The sequence below is a fragment of the Mucilaginibacter endophyticus genome (genome assembly GCF_003351025.1).
Classification (GTDB): Bacteria; Bacteroidota; Bacteroidia; order Sphingobacteriales; family Sphingobacteriaceae; genus Mucilaginibacter; species Mucilaginibacter endophyticus.
In genome coordinates, this window is the sequence record NZ_QPCG01000001.1 from 750,785 (window position 1) to 763,197 (window position 12,413).

The following is a 12,413-nucleotide window of genomic DNA, read 5'->3' on the forward strand; positions in this document are numbered from 1 at the left end:
TTAAAAAGATTATCTCTTAAATTGCAAGTAATTAAGTGTTTAAATAACAATTAATTATAAACCTATGAAGAGAAGAGATCTGATTAAAGGTGTGGCTGCCGCCGTACCTGCCTTTTACCTTTCAAAAGCTTTTGGTTCGGTTGGGATGTTGGCCGCTAACCCTGTTCCGCGAATTGCCGATGGACCGTTTAAGCCCGATTGGGAATCACTTAAGCAATATAAAGTGCCCGATTGGTTCAGGGATGCCAAGTTTGGCTTATGGGCACATTGGGGGCCACAGTGTCAGCCCGAACGTGGCGATTGGTATGCCCGTGGTATGTACCAGGAAGGAAGTGATCAGTATAAATACCACATCGAAAAATATGGACATCCGTCAAAGTTTGGCTTTAAGGATGTGATAAACGAATGGAAGGCCGAAAACTGGCAGCCAGGTGAGTTGCTTGATTTGTACAAGCGCGCCGGAGCCAAGTACTTTATGGCATTGGCAAATCATCATGATGGGTTTGATCTGTATAACAGTACCTATCAGTCATGGAACTCTACCAAGATGGGGCCTAAAAAGGATTTAATAGGTGGTTGGGCCAAAGCTGCAAAGGAACGGGGTTTACCATTTGGTGTAACAGTACATGCCGCCCACACCTGGACCTGGCTGGAAGTTGCGCAGCGCTCCGATAAAACAGGGGCAATGAAAGGCATTCCGTATGATGGAAAACTAACAAAATCAGACGGTGCCGGTAAATGGTGGAGCGGCTATGACCCACAGGAATTGTATGCTCAAAATCATGAGTTGAGCAAAGACAGCCTGGATGACCATGCTATACACCGGGAGTGGAACTGGGGAAATGGCGCCAGCATGCCGAGCAAAGCTTATTGCGATAAATTTCTGAACCGTACCATCGAGCTTATTGATAAGTATGGTCCCGATTTGATATATTTTGATGATACCGCGCTTCCGCTTTGGCCGGTGAATGATGCGGGCTTAAAGATTGCCGCGCACATGTACAATACCAGCGTTAAAAAGCACGGGAAATTAAACGCCGCCCTGTTTGGCAAGATTTTAGACGAGCAGCAACGTAAATGTATGATATGGGATATTGAGCGTGGGCAAAGCAACCAGATTGAGCCCGAGCCATGGCAAACAGATACCTGCATTGGTGGCTGGCACTATGACCGCCGGATCTTTGAAAATAAGGGCTATAAAAGCGCTAAAACCGTTATCCATACGCTTACTGATGTAGTAAGCAAAAATGGCAACCTGTTGTTGAATATCCCTGTAAAAGGAGATGGTACCATTGACAGCGAAGAACGTAAAATTGTAGAAGGGATAGCAGCATGGATGCACATTAACAGCGAAGCTATTTACGCCACCCGCCCGTGGGCTATTTTTGGCGAAGGCCCGGCTATCGAATCAGCTGCTCCTTTAGATGCCCAGGGTTTTAACGAAGGTAAGGGCAAGCCTTTTACTGCCGATGATATTAGGTTCACTAAAAAAGGCAATACGCTTTACGCTATAGCTTTAGGCTGGCCGGGCGAAAAAGGTAGCGTGATCAAAGGCCTGGCGAGTGCGTCAGCGCAGTTATCCGGTAAAAAGATCAGCAATGTAAGTATGGTAGGACATCCGGGTAAATTAAGCTGGGAGCAAACGGGCGAAGGTCTCAAAATTAAAACTCCTGCTGTAAAGCCAGATGATATTGCTGTAGTTTATAAAATTGAGGGGGCAATAGGATAGAGGTGCTTTTTATTATAGATAGCTATCAGACTTACGAAGTTTCCAAAACTTCGTAAGTCTTTTGAAGCAGAATCATTGCCTACTTCAACAGCACCTTGGTAGCTCCGTAACCAAATTTCTCTTTACGGGCATCCATAAAGGTTTGTACTTTTTTATGCCTGCCCAGTTGTTTATGCAGTTCATTGCGCAAGGTTCCGTTGCCGGCGCCGTGTATAAAGGTAATATCAGGCAACTGGTGAACAATAGCAGCATCCAGGGCCTTATGGAAATGGGCCAGCTGAATTTCCATGATCTCCGAACTGCTTAAAAACTGATAATCGTCGCGCAGTTTTTCTATATGCAGATCAACTTCGCTAACCGGTTTTTCAATCACTATTTTTTCGGTAGGCGTTTCAAAAAAGCTTTCCTTTAGTTTTTGTGCATCAATAACCAGTTCGGGTTCATCAAGCCTGATCAGCCATCCCGGTTGATTAAGCAATGGGATGTTCTTTTTAGTAGTCGAAAAATCTTTGGCTTTAAATTTTTCATGCACTGCCAAAGGAGCAGGCGGTTCAATATTTTGTTTGGTGCTGAATAAAGCGCTGAAGATAAATTTAGGCCACACCTGCAAATCGGCCAGTTGTGCCGAATATATGTTTTCGGTTGATTTAGGGGCTACTATCCCCGCAAATTCTCCTTTAAATACCTGTTGTTTATCTGTTGTTAAGGTAGCCAGTAACTGAAAAGATGTTTCATTGATGATGTGAAAATGAACTACCGAACTTGCACGGGTATCGGTAATTACACCTATATATACACCCTTTTGTACAAATTCACCCGGTGTTACAGGCTTTTCACCGGCTGCAGCGGTGCTTTTTGTTGATCCTGCAGGTTGGTAACCATGTACGTAAGTTACCTTGCTGGCCAGTACCGGAATCTCAAAATCATCATCGCCGGTAACGCCTATCATTTGCTCATCAATGATGCGGGTAACAAAACCTTCCATTTTTTCATCAACAAACCGAACAAAATCGCCTAATTTATATTTCATAGCATATGTTATTACTGTGCAAAGTTAATTTATCCGGGCACATCCCACCGATAATAAAACTTGCTTATTTTTAATTAGGTTTAGCAGTAATTGAATGATTAACAGCTTTTAGAAATCTCAATTTTAACCATATACATTTATTTTCATACCATGAGCAACAATACCCCTAAAACACTGGATAATGATTTGTTAAAACAAGTATTTGTCCACAATCTAAACCGGATCTATTTTGGTAAGTGCTACCTTGATAAGCACCTTGAACATCTGAAAGGTCTTGCATCATTTACTGCGCTACAGCAGGGGATACAGGAGTTTTGGGATGATATCAAAAAGCAGATCGATCGCATGAAGCACGTTTATAAACTAATTAATGAGATCCCTTCAGATAAGAACTGTAACCCTATAAAGTCCATTGTTAAGGATGAGTTTTGTCTTGATGAGGCACAGTCAATTCCGGTATTACTGGATATGGATATTATGATGTATCTGCAACTGCTTGAGCATATTAATATAACCTCATGTCATATGCTTATTATGGTAGCTAAACAGCTTAACTATACTGAGGCTCAGCAACTACTTACCGAATGTAAAGACGAATCAATTGATAATGACGAGCTTTTTACGCTCATTATCAAGGAATATATAGTTGCCGATTAGTGATTTGAAAAAAAGAAAGCCATCCGCATAGCGCAGATGGCTTAAATGTTAGTTATTTAATACCCCTATTAAAATAACTGATAACAAAGTAAAAAAAAATATATCCGATACCGCAAAATATTTATTCATAAATATTCATTGTGACAGCTTTGTTACAAATGTGATATGATATAACGATTTATCAATAGTTTTTTATCATTGATTGTATTGATAAATGCTTCCCGCATATCGTTATTTAGTCCAATTGATTTAAATTGGCCACTGAAATTTAAGACTCATGATCAAACCCATTATTTTATCTGCCTTATCCTGCATTGTATTTGTTCAGGTTAAGGCCCAATCCCTGTATATGCCACGCGATATACAGAAGGCATTTAAAAACGAAACCCGATCGGCCGATGGTCGCCCGGGCAAAAATTACTGGCAAAATTACGGCCGCTATAACATCAGTATTACTGCCGTACCTCAAAACCGTACCGTAAAAGGAACAGAACAGATTACTTATGTTAATAACAGCCCTGATACCTTAAAAAAACTTAACATGAAGCTGATCCTGAATATTCACAAACCAGGTTCGGCGCGTTTTGGGGATGCTGGGGCAGACTATCTTACACCGGGTATTCAGTTTGATAATTTTTTAATTAATGGCAAGGTAAATAAAGTTCCATCTGCCTCAACAAATCAGTATGTAAGCCTAAGTAAACCATTGATGCCGCATGATTCGGTTAAGCTGGATATCGGCTGGCATTTTGAGCTATCTAAGCAAAGTGGCCGCGAGGGTATGATTGATTCAACCACCTGCTACCTGGCTTATTTTTATCCGCGAGTATCAGTATATGATGATTATAATGGCTGGGACAGGTTGCCTTTCCTTGATGCGCAGGAGTTTTATAACGACTTTAATGATTATACGCTGCACGTAACCGCCCCTAAAAACTATGTGGTTTGGGCTACAGGTACGCTGCAAAACCCTAATGAAGTATTACAACCAGAGTATGCAAAACGCCTGCAGGCTTCCTTCACCAGCGATTCAACCATTCATGTTGCTTCGGCGGCAGAAATGGCTGCGCATAAGGTAACTGCTCAAAAAGATATGAATACCTGGACGTGGACCGCTAATGACATCAGCGACATGGCCGTAGGTATTAGTGATCATTATGTATGGGATGCAGCAAGTGTTGTGGTTGATGACGCTACCAAACGCCGTGCAAGTATGCAGGCCGCCTTTTTAGACAGCTCTGAAGATTTTCATCACGCTGTACAGGCAGGTCGTCATTCGTTAGGGTGGTTGTCGCATAACTGGCCGGGCGTACCTTATCCATTCCCTAAAATGACCTCATTTCAAGGCTTTGCAGATATGGAATACCCCATGATGGTAAACGATAGCCATACCAATGACATTCGTTTTTCGCAATTTGTACAGGATCATGAAATAGCGCACACCTATTTTCCTTTTTACATGGGTATCAACGAAAGCCGTTACGCTTTTATGGACGAAGGCTGGGCTACAACCTTCGAATTGCTGATAGGAGCTTCAGAAGTTGGTAAGGAAAAAGCTGAAGCATTATACAAAGATTTCCGTGTTGACAGGTGGATCCATGATGCCTCAACTGCCGAGGATCAGCCGGTTATTACACCATCAAGCGAACTAAGAGGAGGTTATGGTAATAACTCTTACGGTAAGCCATCATTAAGTTACTTTGCCCTGAAAGATATGCTGGGCGACGATCTGTTCAAAAAAGCCTTACACGGATATATGGATCGCTGGCATGGCAAACACCCTATCCCATGGGATTACTTTAACTCCATGAGCAATATCACCGGTAAAAACCTCGATTGGTTTTTCAATAACTGGTTCTTCACCAATTACTACATTGATCTGTCGTTGAAAGGCGTAAGCAAATCATCAGGCGGTTATACCGCATCAATTAAAAACATCGGTGGCTTTGCGGTTCCGTTTGATGTAAAGGTTACCTATGCTGATGGCTCAACTGAAAGCATTCATCAAACACCGGCTGTTTGGGAAAAAAATCAAAAACAGATTTCGGTAGATATCAAAACTGCTAAAGCAATCAAATCGGTTACGTTAGATGGCGGCATATTTATGGATGCTGATGAAAGCAACAATACCTGGAATAAATAATAAAAATGTTTATAAATAATAAAACCCGGTCATTGGCCGGGTTTTATTATTTTATGATAGTACTAAATATTATGCGTTTTGTACAGAATTGTTCCAATCGTTGGCAGTTGCTTTAACTTTATCTTTCGCGTTTTCAGCAGCATCGCTGGCTTTGTCTGCAAGATCATGAGCTTTTGATTTTGCAGCATCAACGGCATTATCTTTTGCATCCCAAAGATCGCTTACCGTGCCGCTAAACTTGGTTTTAGCTTTATCAATTACATTACTGCTGTAATCTTTGATTTCGCCGGCTGTGTTTTGAGCTTTGGTCTTGGCGGTATCAACCAGGTCATTTATATAGTCTGCAATGTCGCCCCTTAACTCGGTGCCTTTTTCAGGCGCTAACAATAAACCCAAAGCAGCACCAGCTGCAGCACCTACTAATAATGCTGCTATAATTTTTGCTTGATCTTTCATGTTCTTTCTTTGTTTTATGTGTAATCGATTTATGATATCATAGGTTAAACAACAACAATGCCAGTTTTTATTTGAAGATAGTATCCAAATATTAAGTTTATACACATAGCACATTAACAAAAAGTAAGGCAACAAAAAAGGCACCCAAAAAATTGAGTGCCTGGTAGGCTTAATGATTATATTATAATTTATATAACTTTTACATTTACCGCGTTAAGACCTTTACGGCCATTTTCAACTTCGTACTCAACGGTGTCGTTTTCGCGAACTTCGTCGATAAGGCCTGTTGAATGAACAAAGATATCCGGACCGCCATTGCTTGGCACGATGAATCCGAAACCTTTTGTTTCGTTGAAGAATTTTACTGTTCCTTGATTTTGCATTATTTTATTTATTAATGCCGCCAAGGTAGATATAATTTACCGTAATCGTGCAAACCCCCGAATGCAATTTAGATACAAACTGAATAATTGGACAGTAGTTGTCTTGTTAAGGTTTTGAAATTTAAGCAACTATAGCTAAATGGTGCCCTTGTATGGTATCCTCCGAATCTTTTACTATAGCTCTGATCTTTTCATCCAGCTCATTAACCGTATGCTCAATCATATTAAAATAGCCAAAATCAATGTTTTCCATCCGCATCAGGTCTAAAATACCAAGCAATGATGCCACCGGCCTTCTCAACTCATGCGACTGTATAATTGCTATCCGGTTAAGCGCCTCGTTTTGAATACTGATCTGTTCTTCGTGCCTTTTACGTGTGGTAATATCGGTTGAGTTGATGGCTACGCCGATCACTTCGCCGTTATTGTCTTTTACAGGGATAAATGAAGTTTCTTTCCAACATGCATTGGGTGTCCCGCTCTGCAACTCCCATTCGCGTTTTATAGAACGACCGGTTAATGCCACAGCAAAATACTTTGAAAAGCTATGTATCATCGTCGGTTCTGTATAGGCAATGATGTTATCGCCATTGGCCAGTTTTTTATTGTATACACTTTTGATGAACACCGAAGCCGATTTGTTGAATGCCATAACCTCCAGGTTACGACCAACCAGGATATGAGTGTCTTTTGAACTGTCGAAAATTGCTTTCAGCTTCATCTCCGATTCGCTGATGGATGCCTTTTGCGATTGGGAATGCTGGTGCTGCTGCTCAAGCGAACGCAGGCTTGAATTAAGTTCCATAAGATTTACCACCTGTTTTGCCAGCGTTTTTAATGACTTGGCCTGCTGATGATTGAGGTCATTGGGTTTAAAATCGATAACGCATAAGCTGCCAAGGGCGTGGCCATCCTTGGTGATTAGCGGAGCGCCGGCATAAAACCTGGCAAGGGGCTCATTAACCACAAGGGGGTTGGTATTGAAACGTTCGTCGTTAAGCAGATCTGGCACTACCAGCACCTTGTTTTGGGCTATGGTGTGGTTGCAAAATGCAACCTCGCGCGGGGTACAGCTAATATGGGTACCGGTGGAGGCTTTAAACCATTGCATATCCGAATCAAGCAAGGTAACCAGGGCAACGGGGGTGCCACAGATCTGAGCTGCTAATCCTACTATGTCATTTAAATCGACTACAATATCGTTATCCAGATCTTTAAATCTCTTAACGGCATGCAGACGCAGGGGTTCGTCATTCATTGTATAAGATTAGTAGATTTTTAAATATCTAATTCAAAACAGAAAGCATATACACTGGTAAAATATAAGCCTGTTTGTAATGAAATACGCAATGATTTGGCCAATAGATGTATAAATGACAAAAAAAATGAAAATAATTGTAAAATTAATTATTGTTTAATGTAAAGATTCATGAGGGTTAAAATTTTTCGGATAAGGCACTTTTTTAACCATTTGGCAAGTTGGAAGAAGATGGAAAAAAGCCCTTTAGCTTTAAGGCCAACGGGCTCGCTAAAAAATAGATCCCATCAAAACAATAGCCACATTATCCGTCTTATTTTTTAGCCACATTATGTATCGCGTATCCTACATCACATGTGTTTTAAAGAATATACGATGCGGTTATAAGTTTAGTTTTTAAAAAGTTAAGTTTGCACCGGCAATCGCGACTGTGGTTTGCATCTTCTTATAAAATTGAATAATACAAATGAAGGCCTTTATATTTGACCTTAACGGCACCATGATCAATGATATGCCGTTCCACACTAAAGCATGGCAATACCTTTTAAATAATGATCTGGGTGGCAATTTTACCTGGGATGAAGTAAAGCCACAGATGTATGGTAAAAACCAGGAAGTACTGGTGCGTATGTTTGGCCCCAATCGTTTTACTACCGAAGAAATGGATCGCCTATCTATCCTGAAAGAGCAACGCTACCAGGATGAGTTTTTACCGCACCTTGCGCTGTTACCAGGCCTGCATGAGTTTTTGGAGAAAGCTTATCAAGCCGGTATTCCAATGGCAATTGGCTCGGCGGCTATTCCTTTTAATATTGATTTTGTGTTGGATAACCTTAATATCAGGCATTATTTTAAGGCAATTGTTAGTGCCGATGACGTGGTACTAAGCAAGCCCCACCCCGAAACATTTTTAAAAGCAGCAGAACTATTAAGCACACTGCCAACTGATTGCCTGGTATTTGAAGATGTACCTAAAGGCGCGGAAGCTGCTGCTAATGCGGGTATGAAAGCTGTTGTATTAACCACCACTCATCAGCAAGATGAATTTGTAGCTTTACAAAATGTAATCCATTTTGCAGAAGATTTTACTGATAACTTTTTCAGCAGTTTGGTAGAATAAATTTGACCAACTGTTACTTTATTAAAGGATTCATCGTATCATTGTTTAGTTATAAACCTTGATCTGAACCTGTTACGATGAACCTTAAATTAGTTTTTTGCCTATTGGGCATAGCGGCGCTGGCCAGTTCCTGTAGTGATCATGTATATGCGCCGGCCCTGCATCGCAGTGATATAGCTTATTTGCCTAAGCCGGTATCTGCTGATACCAGTAAATCTGCCACTTATATCACGGCAGGTATTACTTATGATACCAATATTAATCCGGCAGACAATCTCACAAGCGGGCAGTTTAACCTGAGCCATGCTAATACCTTTGATCATGTTAACCTGGCCTATGGTGCTTTCGGCGTTTTAGGGAGTTATCATAACGGTGAACTCCAGCCCGGTGATCCATATTATTTCCGGGATAAATTTTTCGGGGCGGGAGGGTTACGCTTATCTGGAGATTATTTTATAAAAGGAAGGAATGTTGATTTCCGGATCATTGGTTTTGAGGCGGTTTACAGTCATGAATTCGGTGATTATGCCCGTTTCAGAAAAACAGTAACCGATCAGCCGAATTTTTTTACCGATACCCGTACCGATCTGTTTACACTGGGTGGTACTACAGAGGTTGTTTTTCATGCCGGTTATAATGCCGAGAAAAAGTTTGGCTTCCGCGTTTTTGCAGGAGGTACTTTTGGTCCCGATAATATTTACAGGAATAAAAACTCCAATTATACCTATTCATCCTTAAACCACGGGATAGTTACCGTAGCCTACTTTATGCAGCTAAAAAGATATGTATTGATAGCCGAGGGTGGATACTTTTTTCAGTTCAGATTGGGATACCAGTTTTAATTATTTGCAGATGATTAGTATGGAAGTTATTCATAGCCGTTGACTTTAGTCAACGGTAAAAGCAGCATAAAATTAAGGGCTTTAGCCGAAATACGAACTGTGCAAGTGGTATTTTGGCTAAAGCCCTTGTTGAATGTTATAGCACCGTTGACTAAAGTCAACGGCAATGACCAATTTAGTCTGCTTATTCCGAGTAAACGCTGCCAACCCTGTCTCGCAGGTTATAGCCCGAAGCCATCACCTCGCCATAAGCGCCCGCTGTACGTACAGCGATCAAATCGCCGCGGAATGATTCCGGAAGACTTACATCCTTTTGAAAACAGTCGGTACTTTCACATATTGGCCCAACTACATCATATTTTAAACTTTCCGGACTTTCGGATTTCCGACTTAAGTTTTCTATCTGGTGATAGGCCTGGTAAAGCATCGGGCGGATTAGTTCGGTCATACCCGCATCCAATATCAGGAAATTCTTTTTCTGACCGTTTTTAACATATAACACACGTGAGATCAATGAGGCGCTTTGTGCAACCATCGCGCGGCCCAATTCAAAATGTACTTCTTGTCCGGGCTTAACATTCAGGAAGCTTTTAAATACCTGGAAGTAGGCTTCAAAATCGGCTATGTTGTTATCCGGGTTATAGTAGTCAACCCCAAGACCGCCACCTGTATTAAGTACTTTGATCGGGAAACCACGATCTTCAAACCAGTCTTGCATTTCGTTGATGCGGGTACAAAGATTTTTGTAAACCTCCAGATCGGTGATTTGTGAACCAATATGGAAGTGGATGCCTAAAAATTGCAGGTTATCGCATTTACGCAAAGCAGCGGCCACATCCGGCAACTGCCAGGTATTGATACCAAATTTGTTTTCGTCCAGGCCGGTGGTAATGAAATGGTGGGTATGGGCATCAACGTTTGGGTTAATGCGGATAGCAACACCTGCCTTTTTGTTTTTGGCTTTGGCAAGGCCATCAATAATAAAAAGCTCCTGGATAGATTCCACATTGAAGCAGAAGATATCGGCATCAAGTGCCAGGTTAATTTCACGGTCGGATTTGCCTACGCCGGCAAATACCACTTTGCTTTTATCAAAGCCATGCTCAATGGCAGCCTTTACTTCGCCACCACTCACGCAATCGGCACCAAAACCATAGGTTTGAATAGTATCAATAACCTTTGGGTTAAAGTTGGCCTTCATGGCATAATGTACATGGAAGCCATGTTTGGCAGAAGCGTCACGACAGGCACTCAGGGTGTTTTTAAGCACCTCCAGATCGTAATAATAAAACGGGGTATCTAAGCCGTTAAATTTATCTATAGTTTTACTTGTGAACATTGTAGTATATTTTACCTCACCCAACCCTCTCTAAAGGAGAGGGCTATTTAATGAGATTAATTGAATGTTGTTTATAAAGTCCTCTCCAAAGGAGAGGATTTAGGAGAGGTTATTAAAACAACCTGTTATGTAAACTCCTCAAAGCCTCTGTTTTATCCTCGGTTTTTACCAGTAACGACAGGTTATGATCGCTGCCACCGTATGATATCATCCTCAACGGGATATGTTTAACAGCTTCCAGCACGCGTGCCGCATAGCCATGCTTTTCGGCACCAAAATCACCTACCACGCAAATGATGGTTTGATTTACGTCGATCTCCACAGACCCGTAAGCGTTCAGTTCTTTAGTGATATCACCGAGATAGGTGGTATCATCTATAGTTACAGATACACCTACTTCTGATGTGGTGATCATATCTATAGATGTTTTATAGCGCTCAAACACTTCAAATACTTTACGCAAAAAGCCGTGGGCCAAAAGCATCCTGCTCGATTGGATTTTGATGGCGGTAATGGCATCTTTAGCTGCAATAGATTTGATCTTGTCCTTTTCGCTTGAGTTGGTGATCAGGGTTCCCTGAGCTTTAGGATCCATAGTGTTTAGTAAACGAACAGGGATCTTGTATTTCTGGGCAGGGAATACACTTTGCGGGTGCAGGATCTTCGCACCAAAATAAGCTAACTCGGCAGCCTCATCAAATGATAACTGGGCTATGGGCTGAGTTCCTTTAACAATACGCGGATCGTTATTGTGCATACCGTCAATATCCGTCCAGATCTGTACCTCTTCGCTGCGGATACCTGCACCAATCAGTGATGCGGTGTAGTCGCTACCACCGCGACGCAGGTTATCAATTTCGCCATAAGCATTGCGGCAAATGTAGCCCTGGGTAATAAATAGGTTTACTTCCGGGTGTTTATCAAGCAGCGGAAGCAGGTTTTCGGTAATGTGATCAACAATAGGCTCGTTATCCTCATCAATCTTCATAAAATCCAAAGCAGGCAGCAGTACCGACGGTACGCCAATCTCTTTTAAATAAACATGATAAAGGGTTGTTGATAGCAGTTCGCCCTGTGCAACAATAATCTTGTCTTCGATATTGGTAAACAGATCATTAGCCAGGTTGCTCAGCAACGAAAAATGGTAGTCGATAACCTCTTTGCCCTGGGCTAAAAACTCAGGCTTGACAAACAGTTCCTTAATAAAAATTTCGTACTTATCCTTCAGGATAGTAATAAGCTGTGCCGCCTTCTTCTTATCGCCGGCGATGTATGCTTGTCCAATTTCTACGAGGCTGTTTGTTGTGCCTGACACCGCCGACAGTACCACCACCTGGCGCTCGGCCGGGTTAATGATGTCAAGCAGCGCTTTCATCCGGGCGGGGCTACCTACTGATGTCCCACCAAATTTTAAAACTTTCATTTTTATGTTGCTGTTACCTTGTTTGAATTGATG

The 12,413-nt window shown here is 41.6% G+C and carries 11 protein-coding genes; 5 read left to right on the plus strand and 6 right to left on the minus strand.

Translation table 11 applies throughout. The features are described 5' to 3' along the window. Positions 1 to 64 precede the first annotated feature (64 nt). The gene (locus DUL71_RS03110) at positions 65 to 1,729 is read left to right on the plus strand and encodes an alpha-L-fucosidase (RefSeq protein ID WP_114936684.1); all 1,665 of its coding nucleotides are present in this window, start codon (positions 65 to 67) and stop codon (positions 1,727 to 1,729) included. A gap of 79 nt (positions 1,730 to 1,808) precedes the next feature. On the opposite strand, the gene DUL71_RS03115 is transcribed toward DUL71_RS03110, so the two are convergent. Continuing rightward, positions 1,809 to 2,759, minus strand: coding sequence for a Smr/MutS family protein (locus DUL71_RS03115; RefSeq protein WP_114936685.1), 951 nt, complete (start codon positions 2,757 to 2,759; stop codon positions 1,809 to 1,811). 150 nt (positions 2,760 to 2,909) lie between these two features. Between DUL71_RS03115 and DUL71_RS03120 the strand changes: the two genes are divergently transcribed. After that, positions 2,910 to 3,416 carry a DUF892 family protein gene (locus DUL71_RS03120; RefSeq protein ID WP_114936686.1) on the plus strand — a complete coding sequence of 169 codons (507 nt, stop codon included), beginning with the start codon at positions 2,910 to 2,912 and terminating at the stop codon, positions 3,414 to 3,416. 277 nt (positions 3,417 to 3,693) lie between these two features. Further along, positions 3,694 to 5,559 carry a M1 family metallopeptidase gene (locus tag DUL71_RS03125; protein WP_114936687.1) on the plus strand — a complete coding sequence of 622 codons (1,866 nt, stop codon included), beginning with the start codon at positions 3,694 to 3,696 and terminating at the stop codon, positions 5,557 to 5,559. A 69-nt stretch (positions 5,560 to 5,628) separates the two neighbouring features. Here DUL71_RS03125 and DUL71_RS03130 read toward each other — a convergent pair whose 3' ends face one another. The 3 genes from DUL71_RS03130 to DUL71_RS03140 all read right to left on the minus strand — a co-directional run bounded on the left by DUL71_RS03130 (position 5,629) and on the right by DUL71_RS03140 (position 7,656). Beyond that, a complete protein-coding gene (locus DUL71_RS03130) occupies positions 5,629 to 6,015 on the minus strand; it encodes a YtxH domain-containing protein (protein WP_112567726.1) in 387 nt (128 codons plus the stop codon). A gap of 188 nt (positions 6,016 to 6,203) precedes the next feature. Beyond that, positions 6,204 to 6,398 carry a cold-shock protein gene (locus DUL71_RS03135; RefSeq protein ID WP_090533335.1) on the minus strand — a complete coding sequence of 65 codons (195 nt, stop codon included), beginning with the start codon at positions 6,396 to 6,398 and terminating at the stop codon, positions 6,204 to 6,206. Positions 6,399 to 6,519: 121 nt separating this feature from the next. After that, positions 6,520 to 7,656 (minus strand): GAF domain-containing protein, encoded by a 1,137-nt coding sequence (locus tag DUL71_RS03140; protein WP_114936688.1) that lies wholly within the window; start codon positions 7,654 to 7,656, stop codon positions 6,520 to 6,522. A 466-nt stretch (positions 7,657 to 8,122) separates the two neighbouring features. On the opposite strand from DUL71_RS03140, the gene DUL71_RS03145 reads away from it, so the two are divergent. Both DUL71_RS03145 and DUL71_RS03150 read left to right on the plus strand, forming a co-directional pair. Next, positions 8,123 to 8,776: an HAD family hydrolase gene (locus DUL71_RS03145; protein WP_114936689.1), complete on the plus strand. Its 654-nt coding sequence runs from the start codon at positions 8,123 to 8,125 to the stop codon at positions 8,774 to 8,776. Positions 8,777 to 8,853: 77 nt separating this feature from the next. Beyond that, entirely contained in the window at positions 8,854 to 9,618 is a 765-nt protein-coding gene (locus DUL71_RS03150; protein WP_114936690.1) for a hypothetical protein, read from the plus strand. 184 nt (positions 9,619 to 9,802) lie between these two features. Here DUL71_RS03150 and lysA read toward each other — a convergent pair whose 3' ends face one another. Then, the gene (gene lysA / locus DUL71_RS03155; protein ID WP_114936691.1) at positions 9,803 to 10,957 is read right to left on the minus strand and encodes a diaminopimelate decarboxylase; all 1,155 of its coding nucleotides are present in this window, start codon (positions 10,955 to 10,957) and stop codon (positions 9,803 to 9,805) included. 112 nt (positions 10,958 to 11,069) lie between these two features. Continuing rightward, positions 11,070 to 12,380: an aspartate kinase gene (locus tag DUL71_RS03160; RefSeq protein ID WP_114937458.1), complete on the minus strand. Its 1,311-nt coding sequence runs from the start codon at positions 12,378 to 12,380 to the stop codon at positions 11,070 to 11,072. Between the last annotated feature and the right edge of the window lie 33 nt (positions 12,381 to 12,413).